Source organism: Nonomuraea sp. NPDC049480 (genome assembly GCF_044465905.1).
Lineage (GTDB): Bacteria > Actinomycetota > Actinomycetes > Streptosporangiales > Streptosporangiaceae > Nonomuraea.
Genome location: NZ_JBITMD010000007.1, coordinates 405208 through 428694, shown reverse-complemented (window position 1 = coordinate 428694; position 23487 = coordinate 405208). Strand labels below are relative to the sequence as shown.

Sequence of the window (23487 nt, the reverse complement as noted above, 5' to 3'; positions counted from 1 at the left end):
CATGCACCCGGCAACCCAGCCCGCAGGAGAGCGGCAGCGCGACGCCGATCGGACCAGGGCGGAGATCCTGGAGGTCGCGACGCGGGAGTTCGCGCGGCGGGGGTACGCCGGGGCCAGAGTAGATGAGATCGCCGCGCTGACCCGCACCACCAAACGGATGATCTACTACTACTTCGGCAGCAAAGAGCAGCTCTACACGGCCGTCCTCGAGGCCGCGTACACGGAGGTGCGGGCGGTCGAGCGAACCGTCGACGTCGAACATCTGGCCCCTGTCGAGGCGATACGCACCTTGGCCGAGCTGACCTTCGACCACCACGACGCGCACCGGGACTTCATCAAGCTCGTCAGCATCGAGAACATCCATCACGCCGAGCACATCCGCAAGTCCCCCGTGCTGGCCACCCTGGGCACGCCGGTGATCGGAATCATCTCCCGCATCCTGGAGGCGGGACGGGCCTCGGGCGACTTCGTCACGGAGGCGGACGCCGTCGACGTCCACATGATGATCAGTGCCTTCTGCTTCTTCCGCATCGCCAACCAGCACACCTTCGGAGTGCTGTTCGGACGCGATATCGCCGCAGAGGGTGACCGAGCCCGGCTGCGGGCCATGGTCGGCGAGATGGTGGTGGCCTACCTGCGTGGAGCGGGCGCTCGGTAAGCCCCCTCGGTCGAAAGATTCCGTCAGGCACATCGGATGGAAGACGGCGACGGCGGCGTACTCGGCCTGCTCGCACACATCGGAGCCAAATCGGTTGTCCGTGGATCGGCCGGAGCCTAGGTTGTGCTGATTGACGATTGCAGGGGGGAAGGGACCTTACTTGCTGGAAGCCGACGTACACGCCTATCTCAGGTCGGTGGCCGGGTCTGGCGCGCGGAGGGTCGGGTCGTTCACGGTCCGGTTCGATGAGCATGATGACGCGCTCCCGTTCAACTACGCCATACCCGACGACGACAGCGCGCCCACGGCCCAGGAGGTCGCCGAGCTGGTCGCGGTGTTCCGGGAGCGGGGCAGGACGCCCCGGCTGGAGTACGTGCCGGCGGCCGCGCCGAAGGTGGAGGGTGCGCTGCTGGCGGCGGGCTTCACTCAGGAAGACCGCTATCCGTTGTTGGTGTGCTCGCCGGACGACGTGGTGGACGCGCCTGTGGACGACGGCGTGCTCAAGGTCGTGCTCGTGCGTGAGGATCCCGAGCTGTGGCAGGTCGCGCGGGTGATGAACGAGGCGTTCGAGGCGCCGGAGGCCACCGAGCACGATGTCGCGCGGCTGCGGAGGATGGTGGACGGGGGCGGGCTGGTGGCTGCCGCCGTCGACACGGCGACGGGCGACGTGGCCGGCGGTGGGCAGATCGGCAGTCCGTATCGGGGGGTGGCCGAGGTGGCCGGCATCGCGGTGCGTTCCTCGTACCGGCGGCGAGGTGTCGGGGGTGCGATCACGGCGCTGCTGACCCGGGCGGGGGCGAGCGCCGGGGTCACGACGGCGTTTCTGACTCCTGCCGATGACAGGGCCGCGCAGGTGTACGCCCGCGTTGGGTATCGGAAGATGGGCGAGGCGCTCTTCATCTCGCTCCGCCAGAAGACATGACGACGAAGGTGTGTGGTCCGGCCTGTTCCGCCCGGACCACACACCGTCCTTCCCCGCGGCAGGACCCCCTCCGGGCTACTGCTGCAGGATGGAAAGGACGTTTCCCGCCGGGTCGGTGAACCAGGCGACCGGTGGGCCGGCCTCGCGGACGATGCCTTTCTCGTCCGACTTGATCTGCGGGTAGCGCTCGAAACGCACGCCGCGGGCCACCAGCTCGTCCACGGCCTTCTCGATGTCCTCCACCGGGAAGTTGAGAATCGTGAACGTGGCAGGCGTGTGGTTGTCCTTGGGATAGACGAGGATCTCTGTGCCGCCCGCTATGTGGAGGGTCAGCATGCCGTGGTCCTCCGTGACGTGCAGGCCCAGGGTCTCGCCGTAGAACTTCTTCGCCGCCGCGATGTCGTTCACCGAGAAACCGCTGAACGCTCTCGTCGTTCCGAACATCACTGCATCCCCTTCCGGTGCTCCTCGCTGAGCTGGATGATCTGGACGTAGTTGCCGTCCGGGTCGATCGCGGTGGCGAACAGGCTGCCGTCTCGGTCCTCGAGCTGCGCCAGCCAGGTCACACCCGCCTGCTCCATGCGGGTCACCACGGCACGGGCGTCCTCCACGTCGAAGTTCAGTATCACCCTGCCGGGCTCGGGGTTCTTGTCTGCCACGTCTTCCCGCGTGTCGATGAACAGGAAGCACTCGCCGAACTTGAGGATCCGGTAGCCGTTGACGGCGACGTCGTCCTCGGGGTCGAGCGTGGCGGCGTACCAGGCGCGCAGGCGCTCGGGGTCGGTGCTGGCCAGCAGCAGGCTGCCTAGGACAGGGCGCTTCATCGGCTGACTCCTCTGTCGTCGTACGTGCTCACGACAGGACAGACCCGCCGGCCGCCCGAAACTCATCGGTGAAACGGCCGCGCAGCGTGCCCGGGTCTGGTGGGCACGCTGCGCGGGTTTCGGTCAGCCTGTTCGGAGCGTGAGACCGTAAGCGCTCAAGGCCTCATTGACCGGCTGGTGGTACGTCGTGCCGCCGATGGAGCAGTTGCCGGAGCCGCCGGAGGTCATGCCCTGGGCCTGGCTGCCGGAGATGAACGAGCCGCCGGAGTCGCCCGGCTGGGCGCAGGCGCTGGTCCTGGTCAGGCCGGTGACCGTGCCCTGCGCGTAGCGGACCGTGGCGTTGTGCTGCTGGATGGTGCCGCAGCGCCAGCCGGTGGTCGAGCCGGAGCGGCAGATGGACGCGCCGACCGAGGCCTGGGTGGAGCCGCGGACGGTCACGAGCGCGCCGCCGGAGCCGCGTACGTACGGCGTGGCGTTGTTGCCGGGAGCGGCCACCCACGCGTAGTCGTTGCCCGGGAAGGACGAGCCCTGGAAGGTGCCCGTGGGGTTGGTCGTCCTGGACCCGGCCCGGCCGCAGTGCCCGGCGGTGGTGAAGCCGGGTGTGGTGCCCCTGGTGACGGCGAAGCCGACGCTGCAGCGGCTTCCGCCGATGTAGAACGGCGAGCCGCCGATGATGTCGATGAACGTCGTCGGCTGTTCGGCCGTCGCCGCCACGGTGACCAGGCTCCGATCGACGCCGGCGGCCGCGACGAGGGCTTCGGCGGCCTCCACGGTCGGCGCCTGCACGGAGACGGTGTTGGTCTTCACGTCGACGTACCACAGCGTCGCGGCGGTCCTGGCCCGGCGCGGGGCCGCGTCGAGCCGCTGCATGACCGCGTTGAGGTCGGCCAGCGTGCGCTTGGCGACGACCGGCTGCGCGCCCCGTGCCTCGATGGCGGGGGCGGCGTTGGCGTCGGTGGTGGCGACCATGAGCTTGGAGGCGTCGTCGTTCAGCCAGGCGCCGGCGAACGACCCGCCGAGCTGGGTGCTCAGTGCGGATTCGGTGGCCGCGGCGCGTTCCTCGTTGGCCAGCCGGGCGACGACTTGCGCCTCGGAGAGGCCGAGGTCGCGCTCGAGGGCGTCGATCATGGACGGGGGAGCTGGGGAGGCGGATTGAGGTGCAGGATCAGCTGCTGCGGAGCTGAGGGGGGTTGCCAGGCTGACGGCTAAGATGACGCCGCCTACCAGCGCACAGCGCTTACTCAACATGTGCACTCCTCGGGTGGGGGTGCTGTCAAGTTAACGGCTGGTACGAGCGCCGTCAGGTATCAAAGCGTCCCTATTTCGGTGTTATGGGTGGGTTTTGGTCATAGTCTCGAAGCGTACATATCCGGCCTTAATGGTGCCTGTGAGTGATTGCCGGGTAAGGTCCCGATGCTGGAGGTGTTATCTGTGCGTAATGGTGTTCGTCATATGCTCGGCGCCGGCGCAGGACTGCTGGCCACGCCGCTGATCGCAGCCGGTCTGTCGTACGGCTCCGTCGAGCGTTACAGCCTCATGCCGAAGATCGCCATCGACTGGATCGCGATGCCCATGTTCGTCGGCACCTTCGTCGTCATCGGTGTTCTGGTCGGGTCGAGGCTGTCACCGTTCGCCTCCTTGCTGCCCGGCCTCGTCTTCGCCGGGCTCGGCGGGGCGGTGCTGGTGCGCATCGGACTGGGTGGCGACCACAGGCTGGGGTGGGAGCTCGTGCCGCAGGAATACATCGAGCTTTATGCGAGCCTGCTGAACACCTGGTCGCTTCCGGTCGGATGTGTGTTGCTCGTCGCCTCGTTCTTCCCGTCCCGGTGGCGGGGCAAGGCGATGGTGCCTGACGAGCCTCCGCAGCCGGAGGAGCAGGAGACGGCGGCCCCCGCGCCGCCGCCCCTGCCCAAGCGGATCCCGTCCCGCTACTGAACGCGTGACGGAGCCGGCGGCCGGATCACCAGGAGGGCGATCAGCACGTACGGCGCCACCAGGACGGCGAACGCGGCACCGTGCGACAGGCCCGACGAGGCCGCGCCGTAGGCGGTGTAGACGACCAAGGTGACCACGTTCATGCCCAGGCCGGCCACCGACGTCACGGTCGCCCGGGCCGGACCGGTGATCCGCTCCTGGAGGCGTGCGTCGGCCACCACCCCGGCGAGCTGGAACGCTCCGAACGCCACCGCGATCAGCGCGAACCCCGCCGGATGCCCGCTCATCGCCCCCGCGGCCATGGCGAGCGCCGCGCCCCCGATCGTCAGGGCGTATGCGCGGGCCGACATCCCCTTGGCCAACCCGGCCAGCAGGCCGCCGGCCGTGACGCCGATCCAGACGACGAGGACCAGGAGCGGGACCGTGGTCGTGGCCACGCCGGTCTCGACGCCGAGAAAGGGGACGTACTCCTCCAGGGCCCCCCAGATCGCCGTCACGAAGGAGACCAAGAGCACCCCGTGGAGCACACCCCGGTCGGTGCGGGCCTCCGTGATGCCGGCCCGCAGCACCGCCAGATAGCTGCCCTCCGTGGCGGAGCCGGGTGTTCGGTGCTCGGGCAGCGTAAGGGCCAAGGCGGCGCCGAGGACGCAGGCCAGCACGCTGGCCACCCCCACGGCGAGGTATCCGCCGGCTGTGAACACGGGCATGGCGAGCCCGATCGAAGCCGCCGCCGCGACGACGCCGGCGGACTCGGCCCGGCCCATGACGGTGGCGTACCGGTGCTCCTGGCCGAGGCGTTCCAGCTCCTCATAGGCCAGGGCTTCGTAGGCGCCGGAGACGAGGGCGCCCTGCGCGCCCCACAACACGAAGCCCGCGGCGAACGCCCAGTAGGAAGGGAACAGAGTCCACAGGGCGAAGCCGGCGCCGGCCAGTAACGGACCGAGGCACAGGAGCAGGCGCCTGGACACGGCGTCGGCCCAGGCCCCGGACGGAACCTCCAGCACCATGCCCGTCACCGACCAGATGACGAACAAGGACGAGATCTCGGTTACGGACAACCCGGTGTCGAGAAACAGCAGCGAATACACCGGGTAGAGCAGGATGAATTCGCCTACGAACGCGTAGGCGTAAAGTTTCGTGACGAGCATGAGGCCTTCCAGGGGGACGAACGGGGACTCCGAGTGCTCGTCGCCTCGGAGGTCCGCGCGCCCCGCGCCGGCCTCTGGTCAGTCATCAATGTCGCCAGTGCATGGCCCGAGTCTAGCCGTCCGCCGGCTTCCCTGACCTGTCGTAGAGTCCAATGGTGGCTCAGGTCAGTGTGGTGGTCCGATACCGCAAGGCGGTGACGTACGGCGTGCACGCGCTGCTCGCCGCCCTGGAGACGGCGAAGGTCGAGCACGAGCTGCGGCTCGGCACGACCCCCGAGGAGACCGCCGGGCACATCGCCGCCACCGAGGACGACCGGGTGCTGGTGCTGTGGTCGTTCTACTCGCCGGACGCCGAGGCCATGGCCGCCGAGCTGGCGACGGTGAAGGAGCTGAGCGGCGGCCGGGGGCTGCACATCGCGGGCGGGGTGCACGCCACGGCCGAGCCGCAGCAGGTCCTCGACGCGGGCTGGGACCTGGCGGGGATCGGCGAGGGGGAGTCGACGATCATCTCGCTGGTCCGGGCGCTCCAGGAGGACGCGCCGCTCACCACCGTCCCCGGGCTGGCGATCAAGGACGCGGACGGGGTCGCGCTGCGCACCAGGCCGGCGCCGCAACTGCCGCTGGACGCGTTCCCGTCCTTCGTCGGCAGGAACGGGCCGATCGAGATCACCCGCGGGTGCCGGTACACATGCCGCTTCTGCCAGACACCCTTCATGTTCGGCGGCCAGTTCCGGCATCGGTCGGTCGCCGGCGTGCGCGAGCACGTGCGCGGCATGGTCGAGCGAGGGCTGCGTGACATCAGGTTCATCACGCCGACCTCGCTCTCGTACGGCTCCCCCGGCCCCGGCCCCGATCTCGGCGCGGTGGAGGAGCTGCTGGCCGGGGTCAAGGAGGAGCTGCCGCCGCGCGGGCGGGTGTTCTTCGGCAGCTTCCCGTCGGAGGTGCGCCCCGAGCACGTCACGCCGGAGGCGATGCGGCTGCTCAAGCGGTACGTCGCCAACGACAATCTGATCATCGGCGCCCAGTCGGGATCGGACCGGGTGCTGGCGGCCTCGGGGCGCGGGCACGACACCTCACCGGTGCGCGACGCGGTCAGGATCGCCATCGAGCACGGCTTCCGGCCCAACGTCGACTTCATCTTCGGGATGCCCGGCGAGGACGAGGCGGATCAGGCCGCCTCACTCCGGCTCGCCGCCGACCTGGCCGACCTCGGGGCGCGCATCCACACGCACACGTTCATGCCGCTGCCGGGCACGCCGTGGCGGGACGCCGAGCCGGCGTTCATCCCGCTCACGACCATGCAGGAGCTCGACCGGCTGGCGCAGCGCGGCGACGCCTACGGGCACTGGCGCAAGCAGGCCGAGCACGCCGTACGCCTGGCCGAGACCGCCAAGGCCTACCCTCGACGGGCCAGGCGCAGGCGGGCGACCTAGTCGTCGTCCTCGTCCATGGCGTGCAGGACGCGCTCGAACGCGTCGCTGACCGGCCGCAGCGCCTCGGAGAACGCGTTGACCAGCGGACCGAAGATCTCGGTCACCTCGGTCATGAGGTCGGGACTCTTGCTTTCGGGAGGCGCCCAGCGCATGGCGTCGGCGCTCAGCGTCTCCCACTCGTCGACGACGCCGTCGATGGCGTCGAGCACGTGATCAGGATCGCTTGGCATGGCCGTTCTCCGCGGCGGAAGAAGGAATCGATACTGCCACGGTACTTCAGGCGGGGATCGACACGCCCACGCCGCCTCGCGTTTCGGCGCCGAACCGCTCCTTGTCGGCCCTGAGGTCCAGCGGCCGGATGCCGGAGCGGGCGGCGAGGATCTCTTCGGTCAGCAGCGAGGCCGGCACCAGCCACGACACCTCGAACTCCAGCCCGTCGGGGTCCTTGGCGTACAGCGCCTTGGTGGTGGCGTGGTCGGACGCGCCGACCAGCGCGCCGAGCTCGCTCAGCTTGGCGGCGATCCGCTCCAGCTCGGAGAGGGTGTCGACCTCCCAGGCCAGGTGGTAGAGCCCCACGGAGGTGCGGCCGGCCGGCGACGGGGCGGCGTCCGCGCCGATCTGGAACAGGCCCAGGTCGTGGTCGTTCGTCGAGCCCGGCGCCTGGAGGAAGGCGGCGCCGGACATGCCCATCACGACCTCGAAGCCGAGGGCCTCGCGGTAGAAGGCGACGCTGCGGTTGACGTCGCGGACGTACAGGACCGCGTGGTTGAGCCGCTGGATCGGCATGGTGATCCCCTTTCAGCAGAATCCCGGCCCTAAGTATATGAGAGTTCAAGTAAGTTGAGAGCGTGACCCGATGGCTGGATGAGGACGAGCAGCGGACCTGGCGGAAGTTCCTGGCGGCGACCCAGTTGATCAACGAGGCCCTCGACCGCCAGCTCCAGCGAGACGCGAACATGCCGCACGCCTACTACGTGATCCTCGTGCGCCTGTCCGAGGCGCCGGGACGGACCATGCGGATGAGCGAGCTGGCCGCCAGGGCGCAGAGCTCCCAGAGCCGCCTCTCGCACGCCGTGGCGCGCCTGGAGGAGCGCGGCTGGGTCCGGCGGGAGCGCTGCCCGGCCGACCGTCGCGGCAACCTCGCCGTGCTCACCGACGAGGGCTTCGCGGTGCTCGCCGCCGCCGCTCACGGGCACGTCGAGGAGGTGCGGCGGACGCTGTTCGACGTGCTCGAATCCGAGCAGGTACGCGAGCTGGACGAGATCTGTTCCGCCATCATTTACGCGGCCGACGCGAACACGCTGGAGGGCTAGCGAGCGAAGTGTCGTGCGGAAGCCGTAGCGTTCTCCGCGTACCCGATCGAGGAGATGCCGATGCACGACACCGAAGAGGCGCTGTTCAGGGCGGTCCATGGCATTGCGGGCCGCTTCGCCGGCCAGCCCGTGCCCGTGGTCATGGACGCGCTGCTGCGCGACCTGCCCAAGGCTCCCGGCCTCGAGGTGGCGGAGATACGCAAGATCGCCGAGGAGATCAGCGTGGGGCGCGACCCCTCGGGGTTGTGAAGAACTGATCACAAGGGGAGCATCGGGTACATGTACGAGCCAACCCCTGATGATCGATTCACGTTCGGTCTGTGGACGGTCGGCTGGCAGGCACGCGATCCGTTCGGAGACGCGACCCGTGCTCCCCTTGATCCCGTTGAGAGCGTGCACCGGCTGGCCGAGCTGGGGGCCTATGGCGTCACCTTCCACGACGACGACCTGCTCGCCGTCGAGCCCGATCGTGACAGGGCGATCGCGGCGTTTCGGAAAGCGCTTGCCGAAACTGGGCTGAAAGTGCCCATGGCCACCACCAACCTGTTCACCCATCCCGTCTTCCGCGACGGGGCGTTCACCAGCAACGATCGTGACGTGCGGCGATACGCCCTGCGCAAGGTGATGCGCAACCTCGACCTGGCCGCCTCGCTGGGCGCCACCACTTACGTGTGCTGGGGCGGGCGCGAGGGCGCCGAGTCCGACGCGGCCAAGGATGTGCGGGCCGCGCTCGGGCGCTACAAGGAGGCCGTCGACCTGCTGTGCGGTTACGTCCGCGAGCGCGGCTACGACATCCGCTTCGCCATCGAGCCCAAGCCCAACGAGCCGCGCGGCGACATCCTGCTGCCGACGATCGGGCACGCGCTGGCGTTCATCAGCCAGCTCGAATTCCCCGACATGGTGGGACTCAACCCCGAGGTCGGCCACGAGCAGATGGCCGGGCTCAACTTCGTCCACGGCATCGCGCAGGCGCTGTGGCAGGGCAAGCTGTTCCACATCGACCTCAACGGCCAGCACGGGCCGCGCTTCGACCAGGACCTGGTGTTCGGGCACGGGGACGTGATGAGCGCGTTCTTCCTGGTGGACCTGCTGGAGCACGGCGGCTACGACGGGCCTCGGCACTTCGACTACAAGCCGCCGCGTACGGAGGACCCCTCCGACGTGTGGGTGTCGGCCGCCGCCAATATGCGGACATACCTGATTCTTCGCGAGAAGGCACGAAATTTCAGGGCTGATCCGGAGGTGCGGGAGGCGCTGCGGGCCTCCCGCGTCGAGGAGCTCGGCCTGCCCACGCTCAACCGCGGCGAGACGCTGGCCGACCTGGCGGGGGACGACTTCGATCCCGACGCGGCGGCGCGGCGCGGATACCATTTCACGCATCTCAACCAGCTTGCGCTGGAGCACTTGTTAGGAGTTCGTGGGTGACGCTGGTCGCGGGGGTCGATTCGTCGACGCAGAGTTGCAAGGTCGTCATTCGTGACGCGGAGACGGGCGCGCTGGTGCGCGAGGGCCGGGCCCGGCACCCGGACGGCACGGAGGTGCACCCGTCGCACTGGTGGACGGCGTTGCTGCAGGCCGTCGAGGAGGCCGGCGGGCTGGACGGCGTGGCGGCCATCAGCGTCGCGGGGCAGCAGCACGGCATGGTCTGCCTGGACGAGTCCGGAAATGTCGTACGCGATGCCCTGCTCTGGAACGACACCCGCTCCGCCCAGGCCGCCGCCGACCTGATCGCGGAGCTGGGCGGGGCCCAGGCGTGGGCCGAGGCCGTGGGTTCGGTGCCCGTGGCGTCGTTCACCGTGACCAAGCTGCGGTGGCTGGCCGAGCACGAGCCGGACAACGCCCGGCGTACCGCGGCGGTGTGCCTGCCGCACGACTGGCTGACGTGGCGGCTGGCGGGCGCGCTGGCGTCGGGGGTCCCGTTCTCCCCGGCCGCCTGGCAGGACGCCCCGGCGCCGCCGCTCGACCACCTCACCACCGACCGGGGGGACGCCTCGGGGACCGGCTACTGGTCACCGTCGACCGGCTCTTACCGTACGGACCTGCTGAAGGCCGCCTTCGGCTCGGTGCCGTCGCTGCCGCGGGTGCTGGGGCCGGCGGACGAGGCCGCCGGTGCGGTCGCGCCGGGTGCGGGTGTGGCCGCCGGACGGGTGCTGATCGCCCCCGGCACCGGTGACAACATGGCCGCCGCGCTCGGCGTGGGCGCTCGCTCGGGCGATGTCGTGGTGTCGCTGGGCACGTCGGGGACGGTGTTCGCGGTCGCGGAGTCGCCCAGCGCCGACCCTTCGGGCGCGGTGGCCGGCTTCGCCGACGCCACGGGGCGGTTCCTGCCGCTGGTGTGCACGCTCAACGCCGCCAGGGTGATGGACGCCGCCGCCCGCATCGTCGGGGCCGGCCTCGACGAACTGAGCGACCTCGCGCTCCAGGCGCCTCCGGGGGCGGACGGGCTGACGCTGGTGCCGTACCTGGAGGGCGAGCGCACCCCCAACCGTCCGACCGCGACCGGTTCGATCCACGGGCTGACCCTGGCCACCTCCACGCCCGCCCATCTGGCGCGGGCGGCCATCGAGGGGATGTTGTGCGGCATGGCCGACGCCCTGGACGCGCTGGGCCTGCGGCCGGAGCGGGTGCTGCTGATCGGCGGTGCCGCCCGCTCGCAGGCCGTACGCCGCATCGCTCCCACGATCTTCGGTGTCCCGATCACGGTGCCGCCGCCGGCCGAGTACGTCGCCAACGGGGCCGCGTACCAAGCGGCCACGCTCCTGACGACGCCGGACTGGCGCTCGGAGGACACGGCCACGTACGAGGGCGAGGCGATCCCGGAGATCCGCGACCGCTACGCCCGCGCCACCGCCCACATCCTGGACTGACACGCCCCTCGTCCCCGAGGAGCACTCCTTCTCCTCGGGGATCAAGGCGCCACGTCAGGTCTCGGCGGGGAGGGCCCGGGTACGTGTGAGGACATGGGCCGCATCCTGGTGGGGACCGCTTCGTGGACCGACAAGACGCTGCTGGCGTCAGGGTGGTATCCCGACGATGTCACGTCCGCCGAGGAGAGATTGCGCTACTACGCGAGCCGGTTTCCCGTGGTGGAGGTGGATTCGTCCTATTACTCGCCGCCCGCGGAAAGCACGGTCTCGTTGTGGCGTGACCGGACGCCTTCCGGGTTCACCTTCGACCTGAAGGCGTTCTCTCTGCTGACCCAGCACCCGACCAGGCCGGCGGCGTTGTACAAGGATCTGCGTGAGCGGCTCGGGGAGACGAAGACGAATCTCTACCTGCGTGACCTGGACCCGCACGTGGTCGAACAGGTGTGGGACCGGTTCCTGGCGGCGTTGGCGCCGCTGCACGGCTCGGGACGGCTGGGCGCGATCCTGTTCCAGTTTCCGCGCTGGTTTCCCATCGGCAAGCGCAACAAGCAGTACATCCTCGAGTGCAAGGCGCGCTGCGCCCCTCTGCGGATCTGCGTCGAGTTCCGCAACCACACCTGGATGAGCGAGGAGAACCGGAGCGAGACCCTGGATTTCCTCACCTCGTACGGGTTGCCGTACGTGAGTGTGGACATGCCGCAGGGGTATCCGGACTCCGTCCCGCCCGTGCTCGCCGCCACCGCCGGCCTGGCCGTGGTGCGGTTCCACGGCCATTCGGCGAAATGGACCAGCAAGGACATCCACGAGCGATTCGGCTATCTCTACCCGGAGGAGGAACTGCGGGAGTGGGCGCCCAAGCTGCGGTCCCTCGCCGAGGACGCCGACGCGACCCACGTTCTCATGAACAACTGCTACCGCGACTACGCGCAGATCAACGCCGCGCAGCTGGCTCGCCTGATCCCGCCGGATCAGCGATAGGCCACGCGGCCGCACCGTCACGTCGCCGTCGAGGGCGCCATAGCCGTCGGCCGCGTCACAACATACTGAAGTGGCGGGTTGAACTCATGAATTCTTCAGGGCGAGCACGCGGTCGCACACCTGGCGGAACACGACGAGTGCCGGGCGCGCCAGCAAGTACGCGCCGGCGGTCAGCCCGAAGATCAGGTGGATCACCTGGGCCGCGTCGAGGGCCGGCGTCTCGACGAACGGGTACCACAGCGCGCTGAACTCGGGGGTGTAGTAGCACAGCGGCGCTTCGTACCTCGGCCCCTCGACCAGGCAACCGGCCGGCGTGGCGGCACTGTCGCCGAACACCACTCCGCTCACCCCCACCCAGACCGACAGCCCGAGAGCCGCCAAGGTCAGCACATTGGGCAGGAGGCTTTCGTAGGGACGGTGCATGCGCACCGCCAGCACCAGGCAGGCGGGGAGGGAGGCGAACAGCAGATACCGCGGCCCCCAGAAATGCGCCCCGCTCCAGGCCCAGTAATTGGCATAGAGCAGGATCAGGCCCACGGTGAAGGCCATCCACATGCCGTAGAGCGCGCCCAGGTCGGCACGTGCTCGCAGGTCCTTCAGTCTTTCCCGGACCGGCAGGAAGAAGGCGGGCGCGAAGAAGACGAGTCCCTTGCCGAACGACAGGAGAAGAGACAGCAGCCCGAAGACGAGCGGATAGCTGAAGCCGGGCAGCCCCGAATACGGCATGATCGTTTGGGCGCCCTGGTTTCCGCTCTCATAGCCCGTGGCGAGCGGGCTGCCGCGCCGGATCCATGCCTCGGCCATCACGAGGGCCACGGCCGCGAAGACCGCCAGCAGGCACCAGGCCCGGCGGGTGTCCCACGCTCGTCTGATGGCCAGAAACCCCAAGCCGAGCAAGGAGGCCGGCGTGTTGGCCACGCCCGTGACGATCGCCACCCACCCGCCGCGACGCTCGGTGACCACGGCGATGGTGCCGACCGCCACCAGCACCGCGCTGAACACCTCGCCGTAGTAGAGGGTGAGGTGCTTGGCGAACATCGAGGCGAAGACCAGCAACAGCAGGAATGTACGCAGGACCTCGCGGGGCATCCTGTCGCGCAACATCCAGGCGAACGCCAGCAACCCCAGCGCGAAGACGACGCCGTTGTAGTGCCCGACCCACGCCTCCCGAGCGTTCACCAACTGGCCGGCCAGCCACAGCGGGGCGGAGAACAACGGACCGATCAGCGAATACTTGCCCTCGGGCGCCTCGCCGGTGGTCAGCAACTCGGTGAGGTTGAGGTAGCGCGCCCAGCCGTCACCCCACAGGCCGTGCGGACGAAGAACCGCGATCGCGATCAGTCCCGCCACCATCAGCCCGATTTCTAACCGGGCGATTGCCTTTCCCATTGCCCACCCACCCGTAGCCCGGTCCGGACGATCAATCCTTGATCGACAGTCCTATCGCACAGCAAGCCGGTCCGCGAAACGCAAGGAACCTGTCGAAAACATGGCGATACCCCCTGCGGACTCCGGGAAAGTCAGGGTTTGGTCAGGGGCGGCTAAGGGATCGGGCCGGATGCAGGGGAGAGGGCGGCGGCGGGAGAGTGGTGCCATGACCGCAGCAAAGAGGCTCTACCCCCTGATCGCCTGTGGCTCGATCCTGTTCGCGGTGGTGGCGGTGCTGGTCGGGCAGCTCGACCCCGACCCGTATCTGGACCCCGTGAACGTGACCATCAGCGAGTACGCCGTGTCCGACCGCGGGGGCGTCACGGAGATCGCGATGGCGGTGCTCGGGATCGGGTCGCTGGCGTTGCTGGCGGGGCTGCGCGCGGCAGGGGCGCCGGTGCGCGGGATGCCGGAGCGGTTGCTGATGGTGTGGTCGGGGGCGCTCGTGGTGGCCGCGGTCATCCCGACCACACCCATCGGTCAGGACCTCGATCTGGCGGCCCAGATCCACCGGTACGTGTCCGTGGCGGCGTTCGTGAGCCTCCCGGCCGCCGGGGCCTTGCTGGTGCCCAGGCTGGCCGCCAGCGCCGCCTGGAAGCCCGTGGCGCGGGCCGTGGAATGGGTGGCGCTGGCCGGGGGGTTCGGGCTGCTGGCGATCACGTACGTGGCCCTGCCGGGCGAGCGGGTGATGATCGGGCTTGTGGAGCGGTTGCTGCTGGGCGCCGAGGTGGCGTTGCTCGGTGTGCTGGCGGCCTGGCTGGCGTGGTTGGTGTGGCGTCAGGATGCTGGCGTGGCGTCACAGGCCGGTGGCAGGGCGCTACAGGGTGCCCAAGTTCGGGCCTAAATTTCCCGACATATCACCTATTTATCGCAAGTCGATCTTAAACCCAGGCGTTTCGATGCTATTCTCTCCCGCGATCTTCTATCCGGGAGCAGGTGTCATGGCATCGGGCAGATCCATCCGATTCAAGATCTCGACGCTGCTCGTCATCCCCTTGATCTCCCTGATCGCGCTCTGGGGCTTCGCCGCGAGCACCACGTCGGGAGAGGCGCTCAACCTGCTCAAGGTCGAGACGATCTGGACGAGCGTCATCAACAACACCGACGGCCTCGTCGGCAACCTGCAGATCGAGCGGCAGGCCTCCGCCGAGCGGATCGCGGGCAACATCACGGACGCGAATGCCCTGACGGAGGCGCGCGCCAAGGTCGATGCGAACAGGAAGAACCTGACCGCGCAGGCGCTGTCCGAGGACACGCAGTCCGCGCTCACGACGGACATGAAGAACCAGCTCCAGGCTGTGTTCGCGGCGATCGAGCGGCTCCCGGACATCAGGCGGAAGGTGGACGAGCGCCGGCTGACCCCCAGCTCCCTCGTCACGGAGTACGCCAAGATCTCCGACGAGGTGCACCTGCTCTACTCCCGGCTGACGATCAGCACCGACGTCCAGCTCTCGGCCCAGGCGAATGGCCTGATCGCCGCCGACGAGGTACGTGAGCTGCTCAGCCGCGAGCACGCCCTGATCATCGCCGCGAACGGCCGGGTGAACATGCAGGACGTCCACCTGCTGGCCGGCATCGACGGCGCCAGGACGCTCCTGTTCCCGAAGGCCCTGGCCAACCTCGACACCGAGCTGCGGGCGCCGTTCGAGAAGATCTACTACTCCCCCAGGTACGTCACCATGGAGAACCTGGTGGAGACCTACATCGGCGGCCAGCCGCTGGACATCCAGCTCTGGCGGGGCGTCGCCGACCAGGTGCAGAAGGAATACCGCCAGGCCGTCTGGGACACCGGCGACAAGCTGCTGGCCAGGATGGAGCCCGCGGGCATCGCGATCGTGGTGCGGGCGGCCGTCGCCGGCGCGCTCGGCCTGATCGCGGTGGTCTTCTCGGTGTTCATCTCGATCCGGGTCGGCCGGCGGATCACCCGCGAGCTGGCGGCGCTGCGCCGTACCGCGCTGGACCTGGCCGAGGTCAGGCTGCCCGACGTCGTGGCCAAGCTGCGCAAGGGCGAGAGCGTGGACATCGAGACCGAGGCGCCGCCCATCAGGGTGAGCCGCAACGCCACCAGCGAGATCAGCGACCTGGCGGCGGCGTTCGACAGCGTGCAGAGCACGGCCGTGGACGCGGCGGTCGAGCAGGCCAAGCTGCGCGAGGGCCTGTCCGAGGCGCTGCGCAACCTGGCCAGGCGCAGCCAGTCGCTGCTCCAGCGCCAGCTCAAGCTGCTCGACGAGATGCAGCGCCAGACGGAGGAGCCGGAGGCGCTGGAGCGCCTGTTCAGGCTTGACCACCTGACCACCCGCATGCGCCGCCACGCCGAGGGCCTGGTGCTGCTCTCGGGCGGCGCGGGGGGCCGCAGGTGGCGCGGCGCCATCCCGATGGAGGACGTGCTGAGCGGCGCGGCGGCCCAGGTGGAGGAGTACACCCGGGTACGCGTCTACCCGATGACCGAGGTCGGCGTCTCCGGCGCGGCCGTCGCCGACCTCATGCACCTGTTCGCCGAGCTGATCGAGAACGCCGCCGCCTTCTCCTCGCCCAGCAACGAGGTCTCGGTACGCGGCGAGATCGTGGGCAGGGGCTTCGCCGTCGAGATCGAGGACCGCGGCCTCGGCATGGACGAGGTCACCCGCCGGGCCATCAACGAGCGCCTGGCCAGCCCGCCGGAGTTCGACGCCGCCCAGACCGAGCGGCTCGGGTTCGCGGTGGTCGGCATGCTCGCGGCCAGGCATGGCATCAAGGTGACGCTCAAGCCGTCACCGTACGGGGGCACCACCGCCATCGTGCTCGTGCCGGGACCGCTGGTCGAGCCGATCGCGGCCCCCGCGCAGCCGGTGGAGTTCGAGCCCGTCTCCGTTTCGGTCGTCCGGCCGGAGACCACGAACGGGCACGGCGACCTGCCGCGCCGGGTCCGCGCCGGCAGGCGCGGCGCGGGACACGCGCTTCCGCAGCAGGCGCAGCCGGCGGAGGAGGAGATGGGGCTGCCGCCCGGCGACGGGCTGACGAGCCTCCCGCAGCGCGACCGGCCCACCGGCCTGCCGGAGCGCGACCGGCCCACCGGCCTCCCGCAGCGCGACCGGCCCACGAGCCTTCCCCACCGCGAGCGGACCGCGAGCCTGCCGCATCGTGAGAGGCCCGCAGACCAGCAGCACGAGCCGGACGAGCAGCAGACGGGCCTGCCCCGTCGCCAGCGGCAGGCGGGGCTGCCTCAGCGGCTCAAGCAGGCGCCGCCCCCCGCGGCGCCCGCCCCCGAGCAGCGCTCGCCGGAGGAGGCCAGGGCCCTGCTGTCCTCGCTCCAGTCCGGCTGGCAGCGCGGGCGGCAGGACAGCGACCAGGATGGGGGATCTCAGCCGTGAGCCGCGAGCAAGAGTGGGTCGACGAGGAGGCTGGGCCAGTCGTACGGCCGTACGCGGTCGCACGCGGACGCACCCGGTCCACGTCCTCGGCGCTCGACCTGCTGGCGAACGTCACCTCGACGGGGTCGCCCGTCCCCGCCAACGCCGAGCTCAGCGCGCAGCACCGGCGGGTGATCGGCTGCCTGGCCGCCCAGTCCAGGGCCGTCGCCGAGGTCGCCTCGGACGTGGGCCTGCCGGTCGGCGTGGTCAGGGTGCTGCTGGGCGACCTGCTGGAGTACGGCCTGATCTCGGTGCGCCCGCAGCGCGACAAGGGGTCCACGCCGTCGGAGAGCCTGCTCCGAGAGGTCATCAACGGCCTCAGAGCACTCTAGGCCAGGCCCGAGGAGGGGCCCTGGCCCGTGTGCCGAGGGCTCTGGATCCCGATCTGGATCCTAATTAGCCGACGTCAATGTCCTGAGGGAATGCTCGACCAAGGTGATCATCACTTCCTTGGCCGACGTGCGCCGCCGCACGTCGCAGAGCATCACCGGGACGTCGTCGTCCAGGTCGAGCGCGATGCGCACGTCTTCCACGCTGTGCTGCTGGGCGCCCTCGAAGCAGTTGACCGCCACCACGAACGGCGTACCGCGCTGCTCGAAGTAGTCCAACGACGGGAAGCAGTCGGTCAGCCGCCGGGTGTCGGCGATCACGACCGCGCCGAGCGCGCCGTGGGACAGCTCGTCCCACATGAACCAGAACCGTTCCTGCCCGGGCGTCCCGAACAGGTAGACCACCAGCCCTTCGCGAATGGTGATGCGGCCGAAGTCCATCGCCACGGTCGTGGTCGTCTTGGCCTCAACGCCGTCGAGGTCGTCGACGCCCACTCCGCGGTCGGAGAGCACCTCTTCCGTGCGCAGCGGCCTGATCTCGCTGATCGAGCCGACCAGGGTGGTCTTGCCGACGCCGAACCCTCCCGCGATGAGGATCTTCAACGCGACGGGGTCCTCAGAGAGCACGGAGTCCATTGATCACTTCCTTGAGAATGCGCTCATTCGTCCGTGTCCCTCCGGCCGAGGGCGAGGTCACGGAGATGAGACCGTGGTCACGCATGTCGCCGAGCAGTACTCGGACGACGCCGACGGGCAGGTCGAGTTCAACGGCCAGGTCGGCCACCGAGATCGGACTGCGAGCAGCCCGCAGGATGAGTTGATGCTCGGGACCGAGTTCGCCAGGCGCATCGCCGATGGCGCGCACGGTCGCGACGAGGTCGAACGCGTCCCCGGAGGAACGCGTGCGACCGCGGATGAGGGCGTAGGGCCGGACGAAGGGCCCGGCCTCCTCATCGAACCACTGCGGGCTATCGCTCATGACGCTCCAGCGCGCGGGTTGGTGGTGATGTGCTGGCCCACCCGCTTGACCAGCATCGCCATCTCGTAGGCGATGTGGCCGACGTCCACGTTCGCATCGGCGATCACGGCCAGGCAGGTGCCCTGTCCCGCCGCGGTGACGAACAGGAACGCCGACTCCATCTCCACAATGGTCTGGCGCACGTCGCCGCCGCCGAAATGGCGCCCGGTGCCGCGGGCCAGGCTCTGGAAACCGGCCGCCACCGCTGACAAGTGCTCGGCGTCCTCGCGGGACAATCCCTTGCTGTAGCCGATCGCCAGGCCGTCGGTCGACAAGATGACCGACTGGCGCACGGCGGCGACCCTGGAGGTCAGGTCGTCCAGCAACCAGTTCAGCTCACCGGTGTTGGTGGTCGGCACACTCATGCATCCCCCTTAATCATGGCCCCTCCTCAGAGGCTTCTTCTCGGGCGCGTTGGGTTCCCCGCTGGAAGGCGGAGAACAAGTCGCGTACCTCGTCGGGAGAGCGTTCGGCCTGCTTGTCCGGCTCGGCGGCCTCCTGAGGCTCAGGAGCCTCCGACGGCCCCGAAGAGGCCCCCTTGAGCCGCGACGACAGGTTGGCCTGGCGCACTCGCCTGGGCAGCCCGGCGTGCGTGCCCGAGGTGACCACGGCGAGCGCCTTCTTCCGCGTACGGCTCGGCAGCGCGGCCATCTCGTCCCCGCTGCCGTCGGCCGTCAGCGCCGTCTGCTCGGTCACCAGCGAGCGCGGCACGAGCACGATGGCGGTCGTGCCGCCGAGGGGCGAGCGCCGCAGCAGAACCTTGATCCCGTGCCGCTCGGCCAGCCTGGCCACCACGAACAGGCCGAGCCTGTCGCTGTCGGCCAGGTCGAACTGGGGCGGTTCAGCCAGGATCCGGTTGAACGCGGCGTACTCGCCGGCCGGCAGGCCCAGCCCCTTGTCCTCGATCTCGATGGCGTAGCCGTTGCTGACCTGATCGCCGCGCACCTGGACCGTGGTGTCCGGTGGCGAGTAGATGGTGGCGTTCTCGACCAGTTCGGCGACCAGGTGGGTGAGGTCGGCGGCGGCGCCCCCGTCGAACGCGCTGACCGGCATCGTCGTGACGTTGACCCGGGTGTAGTCCTCGACCTCGGCGACCGCGGCCCGCACGATGTCGATCACGGCCACGGGCTTGCGCCACGCCCGCGCCGGCGCGGAGCCGGACAGGACCATCAGGCTCTCCGCGTGCCGCCGCATGCGCGTGGTCAGGTGGTCCAGGCGGAAGAGCTCCTCCAGCCGGTCGGGGTCGTGCGTACGCCGCTGCATGCCGTCCAGCAGCGCGAGCTGGCGGTGCAGCAGGCCCTGCTTGCGCCGGGCGAGGTTGAGGAAGACCTGGCCGACCCCGCGTCGCAGCGCGGCCTGGCCGACCGCCGCCGTCACGGCGGTGCGCTGCACGGAACCGAAGGCCCTGGCCACGTCGGTGATCTCAGCGGAACCGCTCACCTTGATCGCCTTGGCCTCCTTCCGCACGTCGACGTCCTCGCCCTTGCGCAGCCGCTCGACGAGGTCGGGCAGCCGCTTCTCCGACAGCTCCACCGCGGCCGATCGCAGCCCGGCGAGCTCTCCGGCCAAACGGCGACCGAACCGTACTGAGATGATGATCGACGCGAGCACCGCGATCAAGCCGACGCCGCCGGCTATCGCGATCTTCGCGACCGTCGCCGTGGCGGCCTCGGACGTCCGCGCGGCCAGCACCTCGGACGCGTCCAGGCCGTGTTTGTCGAGTTGGGTGGCGAGTTTGTCGATCGTCTCGTTCCAGCCGGCGGCGTCGCGGGGTGGGGCGCCGGTCCTGATGATCCGCGCCTCGGCGGTGGCGAAGGTCTGGAACGGCTCGGAGGCGAAGACCTGCTCGTACGCCCGGCGCAGCGTCACGTCGAGGCCCGCGAGCCCGCGCGCGTGCAGGAACCTCCTGGAGGCCGCGTACTCGGTGAAGGCCGCCGTCTCGGGCTCGGTGAGCCGCTGGTCGGCCAGCGCCCCGATGACGAGGGCGTGCTCCCTGGCGATGTACTCCCTGGCCATGCCCATGGCCTGCAGGGAGGAAGCCTGCTGGAGGATGGCGAGGTCGGAGACGGTGACCAGGTGGTCGTAGAGCAAGAAGATCGAGTCGAGGATGCGGTTGTACTCGTTCAGCCCGGTCAGGCGGGAGCTGAGGCCGTTGTCGATGTCGGCCCTGATCGATCCCAGCCGGTCGAGCCCGCCCATGAGGGTGCCGAGCGGGACGCGCAGGTCGTCGCCGACCGCGCTGCCCGCCTCCGCGACGGCCTGCCGGAACTCGCCGACGGACCGGTCGGTGCGGGCGCGCTGGCCGCCGAGCACCTCGTTGAGCTTACGCGTGCTGAGAGCCTCCGAGGAGCGCACCCGCTCGGACTGGAGTTGCAGGCCCAGATCGGTGGAGCTGACGCCGATGGTCCGGTACAACGTATTGGCGCGGAGCAGTGACTGGGCGTCGCCCATGGTGAGGTTGAGGACGAAACCCCAGAGCGCGCTCAGAGACAGGAGGGGTAGCAACAGTAATAAGAAGATCTTGAACCGAATAGACCGGTTTCGCGAGCCCATGTCCCAACCTCGAGTCGAGGGCATTTCCACACCTTGTGTAAATACACCTCCGGAAGATCGCACAGGAGACTAGCATCGATTATGCGTCCGGCGCAGTGGGAGCAAGGTGTTCATTACCGTGATTATTGGGACAAGATCCCTCTTTCGCGGCGTCCAGCACGGACGGCGACGCCCAGCCAAGCCAGCGCGACCAGCGAGATCGCGAGGAGCCCCGCCCAGTTCACCAGGGTGTACACATGCACCTGCCACTCGGTCACGTGCGGCACCCGGCCGATCCGCAGGAGCTCGAACTGCCACGCCCGCCCGGTCAGCACGAGCGTGATCGCGATCGCGATGGCGCTCATCGAGTCCCACAGGGCGTGCAGCAGCGAGACGCCGAGGTAGGTCAGCACGACAGACCGCTTGAGCCGGCCGCCCGCCGCGAACAGCGCCCCGCCGGCGATCGCCGTCCACAGGCCGTGCCCGACGGGCGTCAGGACGCCGCGCAGCACCTCGGTCTCGACGAGCTGGGTGAGCGCCAGGCCGTCGGCGGTGAAGAGCGCGTTGAAGGCGTACCCGGCGCTCTCGAAGGCGGCGAAGCCGAAGCCGACGGTGGCGCCGAGTATGACGCCGTCCATGGTCGAGCGGGCGGTCATGCGGCGGGTGACGAACATCAGGGCGGCCAGCTTCACGCCCTCCTCGATCAGGCCGACCAGCACGTACATGAGGATCGACGGCCGGACGAGCCAGCTCTCCAGCAGTGAGGCGCCGAGCACGCCCAGTACGCCGCCCACCACGAACGCCATGAACATCAGCTCGACCGTGACGCGCGGCGTGCTCATGCCGGGCTCGGTCGCCGGACGCCGTTTCGTGCCCCGCTCATACGCCCACACCACGAACGTCACCGGCACCAGGAAGCTGCCGAACAGCACCACCGTCGGGACGAGGTTGGAGTTTCTGGTCCAGCCCGTCACGACCACCGTGGCCAGCCACAGGACGAGCCCGATCAGGAAGACGCGCGGCCAGACGATCATCGCGTCAGCTCCTCCACGGCGCGGAAGGCGGCCGTGACAGCGGCGTCGGCGCGGGGGGCGGGCACCGAGTCGGAGCCGGCGATCGCGATCCTGCCGAACCGCCGGCGCGCCACGTCCGCGGGGAACGGCCCGTCGGGGTAGAACGCGTGCCACGGCCGGCAGTACTCGGGAGCGTTGCCGTGACCCCACCGGTTGACCGTGATCGCCTCGATGTCCCCGGCCGGGTCGAAGCCGAAGGGCCCGAGCAGCCGGGTCAGCTGGTCGCGGATGGTGTGCTCCAGCCGCTCGTAGGGCGTCCTGATGAGCTCGCGCCGGCCTGCCACCGATCCCTCCACGGGCCCCAGCTCCGAGCGGCACGGCGTGGCCAGCAAGTGCACCGCGGCCGGCCGGCCGGGGCGGTCGGGGACCTCGAGCTCGGTCAGGCACCAGTACGCGCCGGTCCACCGCACCCGCCGCACACCAGCCTGCCGCCAGGCGTCCCAGCCGCGCACCCGTACGGTGGCGTGCAACAGCGGCACCCGGACCGCCGCGCGCAGCGCCTGCCGCTGGCCGGGCGGCAGATCGGGCACGAGGTACGGGACGACCGCGCTCCAGCAGGCCAGGATCACCGACCCGGCCTCGACGCTCAAGACCTGGTGGCCGTCGAAGTAGGCCACGGTCGCCGCGGCGGCCCCGTCGCGTACCGACACGACCGGGCTGGACAGCCGGAACCGTGCCCGTGCCCCGGGCCGGTCCAGGGCGTCGGGGGCCAGCCGCCGCACCATCGCCCGCACCAGCCCCTGATTCCCCTCGGGAAAGTGGTAGACGTCGGGTTCCGCGATCCCCCACTGCTTCTTCACGGTGGGCGAGTTGAACCGCGACGGCTTGTCCGCGTCGAGCCCGAGCCCCCCGAACCCCGGATAGCCGATGCCCCAGGCGTCGATCGCGCCAAGCGCCCGGGTGTCGTAGCCCCACTCCGGGCCCGGCATGCTCCGGCAGAACCGCTCGACGTCGTGGTGCGCCCCGCACACCTCCAGCAGGAAGGCGGAGTACGTCAGCCCGGCCAGCCGCTCCTGCTTGTCCTCGGCCGACAGCCCGGGGAACCAGTCGGGCGGGTCCCGGCGCAGCATGCGCAGGTCCTCCCTGGCGCGGCCGTTGACGGGCAGCCGGTCCACCCACCCGGAGGTGAGCCCGACCAGCGTGTCCGCGCCGAAGGTCTCCGCGTCGCACATCACGGCGTCGACCGGCCCGGAGTCCGCGTGCACCCGCCCGCTCTGCCGGTGGAACATCGCCCGCCGCGCCTGCCCGCCGATCTCGTCGTGGTTGTCGAGGACGAGCACGCGCGCGCCGGGCTCGCGCCGCAGCCACTCGTAGGCCGCGCTCACGCCGCTGAGCCCGCCGCCCACCACGACGAGGTCGTAACTCTCTCCGGTGGGCTCGGGCGGGTCCGCGTACTGCCAGAAGCGACCGTCCCTGAGCGCGTGCGGCACGCTGAGCGCCTCCGGGGCGCCGCCCCGGAACCCGGCCGGGCCGGACGGCGTCGAAGCCTTCTGAGCCGTCTCGGTCATCCCCGCGGACACAAGGGCGCTCACAGCGATGCCGTCGAAGAAGTCGCGACGGGAAATAGGCCGGTTCATCCCGAGGTCACGTGGGCTCAAGCTCATGGCGCGATCATCAGCAGCCGGGCCGAATGCCGCGCC

General features: G+C 69.9%; 25 protein-coding genes. 12 read left to right on the top strand and 13 right to left on the bottom strand.

Annotated elements, in window-relative coordinates:
- Position 1: 1 nt before the first annotated feature.
- Together ACIBX3_RS23195 and ACIBX3_RS23190 are read left to right on the top strand one after the other, a co-directional pair.
- Positions 2-658, top strand: a complete 657-nt coding sequence (locus tag ACIBX3_RS23195) for a TetR family transcriptional regulator (protein WP_397120139.1) — start codon at positions 2-4, stop codon at positions 656-658.
- 160 nt (positions 659-818) lie between these two features.
- The gene (locus ACIBX3_RS23190; RefSeq protein WP_397120137.1) at positions 819-1580 is read left to right on the top strand and encodes a GNAT family N-acetyltransferase; all 762 of its coding nucleotides are present in this window, start codon (positions 819-821) and stop codon (positions 1578-1580) included.
- A gap of 75 nt (positions 1581-1655) precedes the next feature.
- Here ACIBX3_RS23190 and ACIBX3_RS23185 read toward each other — a convergent pair whose 3' ends face one another.
- The 3 genes from ACIBX3_RS23185 to ACIBX3_RS23175 form a co-directional block, all read right to left on the bottom strand.
- Positions 1656-2024, bottom strand: a complete 369-nt coding sequence (locus ACIBX3_RS23185) for a VOC family protein (RefSeq protein WP_397120135.1) — start codon at positions 2022-2024, stop codon at positions 1656-1658.
- A complete protein-coding gene (locus ACIBX3_RS23180; protein ID WP_397120133.1) occupies positions 2024-2404 on the bottom strand; it encodes a VOC family protein in 381 nt (126 codons plus the stop codon). The genes ACIBX3_RS23185 and ACIBX3_RS23180 overlap by 1 nt, the downstream gene beginning before the upstream one ends.
- A 123-nt stretch (positions 2405-2527) precedes the next feature.
- Positions 2528-3532 (bottom strand): S1 family peptidase, encoded by a 1005-nt coding sequence (locus tag ACIBX3_RS23175; RefSeq protein WP_397120131.1) that lies wholly within the window; start codon positions 3530-3532, stop codon positions 2528-2530.
- A 324-nt stretch (positions 3533-3856) separates the two neighbouring features.
- Here ACIBX3_RS23175 and ACIBX3_RS23170 point away from each other — a divergent pair, with 324 nt between their 5' ends.
- Positions 3857-4339 (top strand): hypothetical protein, encoded by a 483-nt coding sequence (locus ACIBX3_RS23170; protein ID WP_397120129.1) that lies wholly within the window; start codon positions 3857-3859, stop codon positions 4337-4339.
- Here ACIBX3_RS23170 and ACIBX3_RS23165 read toward each other — a convergent pair.
- Positions 4333-5487: an MFS transporter gene (locus tag ACIBX3_RS23165; RefSeq protein ID WP_397120127.1), complete on the bottom strand. Its 1155-nt coding sequence runs from the start codon at positions 5485-5487 to the stop codon at positions 4333-4335. The two genes, ACIBX3_RS23170 and ACIBX3_RS23165, sit on opposite strands and share 7 nt — an antisense overlap.
- 152 nt (positions 5488-5639) lie before the next feature.
- Between ACIBX3_RS23165 and ACIBX3_RS23160 the strand changes: the two genes are divergently transcribed.
- Positions 5640-6920, top strand: a complete 1281-nt coding sequence (locus ACIBX3_RS23160; protein WP_397120125.1) for a TIGR04013 family B12-binding domain/radical SAM domain-containing protein — start codon at positions 5640-5642, stop codon at positions 6918-6920.
- On the opposite strand, the gene ACIBX3_RS23155 is transcribed toward ACIBX3_RS23160, so the two are convergent.
- Both ACIBX3_RS23155 and ACIBX3_RS23150 read right to left on the bottom strand, forming a co-directional pair.
- A complete protein-coding gene (locus ACIBX3_RS23155) occupies positions 6917-7150 on the bottom strand; it encodes a hypothetical protein (RefSeq protein ID WP_397120123.1) in 234 nt (77 codons plus the stop codon). The two genes, ACIBX3_RS23160 and ACIBX3_RS23155, sit on opposite strands and share 4 nt — an antisense overlap.
- Positions 7151-7196: 46 nt before the next feature.
- Complete coding sequence (locus ACIBX3_RS23150; protein ID WP_397120121.1) at positions 7197-7706, bottom strand: VOC family protein; 510 nt, start codon at positions 7704-7706, stop codon at positions 7197-7199.
- A gap of 62 nt (positions 7707-7768) precedes the next feature.
- Between ACIBX3_RS23150 and ACIBX3_RS23145 the strand changes: the two genes are divergently transcribed.
- From ACIBX3_RS23145 to ACIBX3_RS23125, 5 genes are all read left to right on the top strand, one after another.
- Positions 7769-8233, top strand: a complete 465-nt coding sequence (locus ACIBX3_RS23145; RefSeq protein WP_397120119.1) for a MarR family winged helix-turn-helix transcriptional regulator — start codon at positions 7769-7771, stop codon at positions 8231-8233.
- Between the two features lie 60 nt (positions 8234-8293).
- A complete protein-coding gene (locus ACIBX3_RS23140) occupies positions 8294-8482 on the top strand; it encodes a hypothetical protein (protein WP_127938349.1) in 189 nt (62 codons plus the stop codon).
- Positions 8483-8512: 30 nt separating this feature from the next.
- A complete protein-coding gene (xylA, locus tag ACIBX3_RS23135; protein WP_397120117.1) occupies positions 8513-9658 on the top strand; it encodes a xylose isomerase in 1146 nt (381 codons plus the stop codon).
- The gene (locus ACIBX3_RS23130) at positions 9655-11100 is read left to right on the top strand and encodes a xylulokinase (protein ID WP_397120115.1); all 1446 of its coding nucleotides are present in this window, start codon (positions 9655-9657) and stop codon (positions 11098-11100) included. Before xylA ends, ACIBX3_RS23130 begins: the two co-directional genes overlap by 4 nt.
- 93 nt (positions 11101-11193) lie before the next feature.
- Positions 11194-12078 carry a DUF72 domain-containing protein gene (locus ACIBX3_RS23125; RefSeq protein WP_397120113.1) on the top strand — a complete coding sequence of 295 codons (885 nt, stop codon included), beginning with the start codon at positions 11194-11196 and terminating at the stop codon, positions 12076-12078.
- Between the two features lie 84 nt (positions 12079-12162).
- Here ACIBX3_RS23125 and ACIBX3_RS23120 read toward each other — a convergent pair whose 3' ends face one another.
- Positions 12163-13467 (bottom strand): hypothetical protein, encoded by a 1305-nt coding sequence (locus ACIBX3_RS23120; RefSeq protein ID WP_397120111.1) that lies wholly within the window; start codon positions 13465-13467, stop codon positions 12163-12165.
- A 205-nt stretch (positions 13468-13672) separates the two neighbouring features.
- Between ACIBX3_RS23120 and ACIBX3_RS23115 the strand changes: the two genes are divergently transcribed.
- The 3 genes from ACIBX3_RS23115 (at position 13673) to ACIBX3_RS23105 (ending at position 17227) form a co-directional block, all read left to right on the top strand.
- A complete protein-coding gene (locus ACIBX3_RS23115; RefSeq protein ID WP_397120109.1) occupies positions 13673-14350 on the top strand; it encodes a DUF998 domain-containing protein in 678 nt (225 codons plus the stop codon).
- 97 nt (positions 14351-14447) lie between these two features.
- Positions 14448-16856 (top strand): nitrate- and nitrite sensing domain-containing protein, encoded by a 2409-nt coding sequence (locus ACIBX3_RS23110; protein WP_397120107.1) that lies wholly within the window; start codon positions 14448-14450, stop codon positions 16854-16856.
- Entirely contained in the window at positions 16853-17227 is a 375-nt protein-coding gene (locus tag ACIBX3_RS23105) for a DUF742 domain-containing protein (RefSeq protein ID WP_397120105.1), read from the top strand. The genes ACIBX3_RS23110 and ACIBX3_RS23105 overlap by 4 nt, the downstream gene beginning before the upstream one ends.
- 60 nt (positions 17228-17287) lie before the next feature.
- Here the strand turns inward: ACIBX3_RS23105 and ACIBX3_RS23100 are convergent, their stop codons facing one another.
- The 6 genes from ACIBX3_RS23100 to ACIBX3_RS23075 all read right to left on the bottom strand — a co-directional run bounded on the left by ACIBX3_RS23100 (position 17288) and on the right by ACIBX3_RS23075 (position 23451).
- Complete coding sequence (locus ACIBX3_RS23100) at positions 17288-17860, bottom strand: GTP-binding protein (protein ID WP_397120103.1); 573 nt, start codon at positions 17858-17860, stop codon at positions 17288-17290.
- Positions 17841-18203 (bottom strand): DUF742 domain-containing protein, encoded by a 363-nt coding sequence (locus ACIBX3_RS23095; protein ID WP_397120101.1) that lies wholly within the window; start codon positions 18201-18203, stop codon positions 17841-17843. Before ACIBX3_RS23095 ends, ACIBX3_RS23100 begins: the two co-directional genes overlap by 20 nt.
- Positions 18200-18607, bottom strand: a complete 408-nt coding sequence (locus ACIBX3_RS23090; protein WP_397120099.1) for a roadblock/LC7 domain-containing protein — start codon at positions 18605-18607, stop codon at positions 18200-18202. Before ACIBX3_RS23090 ends, ACIBX3_RS23095 begins: the two co-directional genes overlap by 4 nt.
- A gap of 13 nt (positions 18608-18620) precedes the next feature.
- A complete protein-coding gene (locus ACIBX3_RS23085; protein WP_397120097.1) occupies positions 18621-20747 on the bottom strand; it encodes a nitrate- and nitrite sensing domain-containing protein in 2127 nt (708 codons plus the stop codon).
- Between the two features lie 170 nt (positions 20748-20917).
- Positions 20918-21808 carry a PrsW family glutamic-type intramembrane protease gene (locus ACIBX3_RS23080; RefSeq protein ID WP_397120095.1) on the bottom strand — a complete coding sequence of 297 codons (891 nt, stop codon included), beginning with the start codon at positions 21806-21808 and terminating at the stop codon, positions 20918-20920.
- Positions 21805-23451, bottom strand: coding sequence for an FAD-dependent oxidoreductase (locus ACIBX3_RS23075; RefSeq protein WP_397120093.1), 1647 nt, complete (start codon positions 23449-23451; stop codon positions 21805-21807). The genes ACIBX3_RS23080 and ACIBX3_RS23075 overlap by 4 nt, the downstream gene beginning before the upstream one ends.
- Positions 23452-23487: the final 36 nt, after the last annotated feature.

Bases quoted from the DNA above. Each gene is read 5' to 3' on its own strand.
- ACIBX3_RS23150 (WP_397120121.1), bottom strand. From the start codon at position 7,706: ATGCCGATCCAGCGGCTCAACCACGCGGTCCTGTACGTCCGCGACGTC.
- ACIBX3_RS23125 (WP_397120113.1), top strand. From the start codon at position 11,194: ATGGGCCGCATCCTGGTGGGGACCGCTTCGTGGACCGACAAGACGCTG.
- ACIBX3_RS23090 (WP_397120099.1), bottom strand. From the start codon at position 18,607: ATGAGTGTGCCGACCACCAACACCGGTGAGCTGAACTGGTTGCTGGAC.
- ACIBX3_RS23120 (WP_397120111.1), bottom strand. From the start codon at position 13,467: ATGGGAAAGGCAATCGCCCGGTTAGAAATCGGGCTGATGGTGGCGGGA.
- ACIBX3_RS23165 (WP_397120127.1), bottom strand. From the start codon at position 5,487: ATGCTCGTCACGAAACTTTACGCCTACGCGTTCGTAGGCGAATTCATC.
- ACIBX3_RS23195 (WP_397120139.1), top strand. From the start codon at position 2: ATGCACCCGGCAACCCAGCCCGCAGGAGAGCGGCAGCGCGACGCCGAT.
- ACIBX3_RS23140 (WP_127938349.1), top strand. From the start codon at position 8,294: ATGCACGACACCGAAGAGGCGCTGTTCAGGGCGGTCCATGGCATTGCG.
- ACIBX3_RS23100 (WP_397120103.1), bottom strand. From the start codon at position 17,860: ATGGACTCCGTGCTCTCTGAGGACCCCGTCGCGTTGAAGATCCTCATC.
- ACIBX3_RS23180 (WP_397120133.1), bottom strand. From the start codon at position 2,404: ATGAAGCGCCCTGTCCTAGGCAGCCTGCTGCTGGCCAGCACCGACCCC.
- ACIBX3_RS23115 (WP_397120109.1), top strand. From the start codon at position 13,673: ATGACCGCAGCAAAGAGGCTCTACCCCCTGATCGCCTGTGGCTCGATC.
- ACIBX3_RS23080 (WP_397120095.1), bottom strand. From the start codon at position 21,808: ATGATCGTCTGGCCGCGCGTCTTCCTGATCGGGCTCGTCCTGTGGCTG.
- ACIBX3_RS23170 (WP_397120129.1), top strand. From the start codon at position 3,857: ATGCTCGGCGCCGGCGCAGGACTGCTGGCCACGCCGCTGATCGCAGCC.
- ACIBX3_RS23075 (WP_397120093.1), bottom strand. From the start codon at position 23,451: ATGAGCTTGAGCCCACGTGACCTCGGGATGAACCGGCCTATTTCCCGT.
- ACIBX3_RS23095 (WP_397120101.1), bottom strand. From the start codon at position 18,203: ATGAGCGATAGCCCGCAGTGGTTCGATGAGGAGGCCGGGCCCTTCGTC.
- ACIBX3_RS23155 (WP_397120123.1), bottom strand. From the start codon at position 7,150: ATGCCAAGCGATCCTGATCACGTGCTCGACGCCATCGACGGCGTCGTC.
- ACIBX3_RS23160 (WP_397120125.1), top strand. From the start codon at position 5,640: ATGGTGGCTCAGGTCAGTGTGGTGGTCCGATACCGCAAGGCGGTGACG.
- ACIBX3_RS23110 (WP_397120107.1), top strand. From the start codon at position 14,448: ATGGCATCGGGCAGATCCATCCGATTCAAGATCTCGACGCTGCTCGTC.
- ACIBX3_RS23185 (WP_397120135.1), bottom strand. From the start codon at position 2,024: ATGTTCGGAACGACGAGAGCGTTCAGCGGTTTCTCGGTGAACGACATC.
- xylA (WP_397120117.1), top strand. From the start codon at position 8,513: ATGTACGAGCCAACCCCTGATGATCGATTCACGTTCGGTCTGTGGACG.
- ACIBX3_RS23175 (WP_397120131.1), bottom strand. From the start codon at position 3,532: ATGATCGACGCCCTCGAGCGCGACCTCGGCCTCTCCGAGGCGCAAGTC.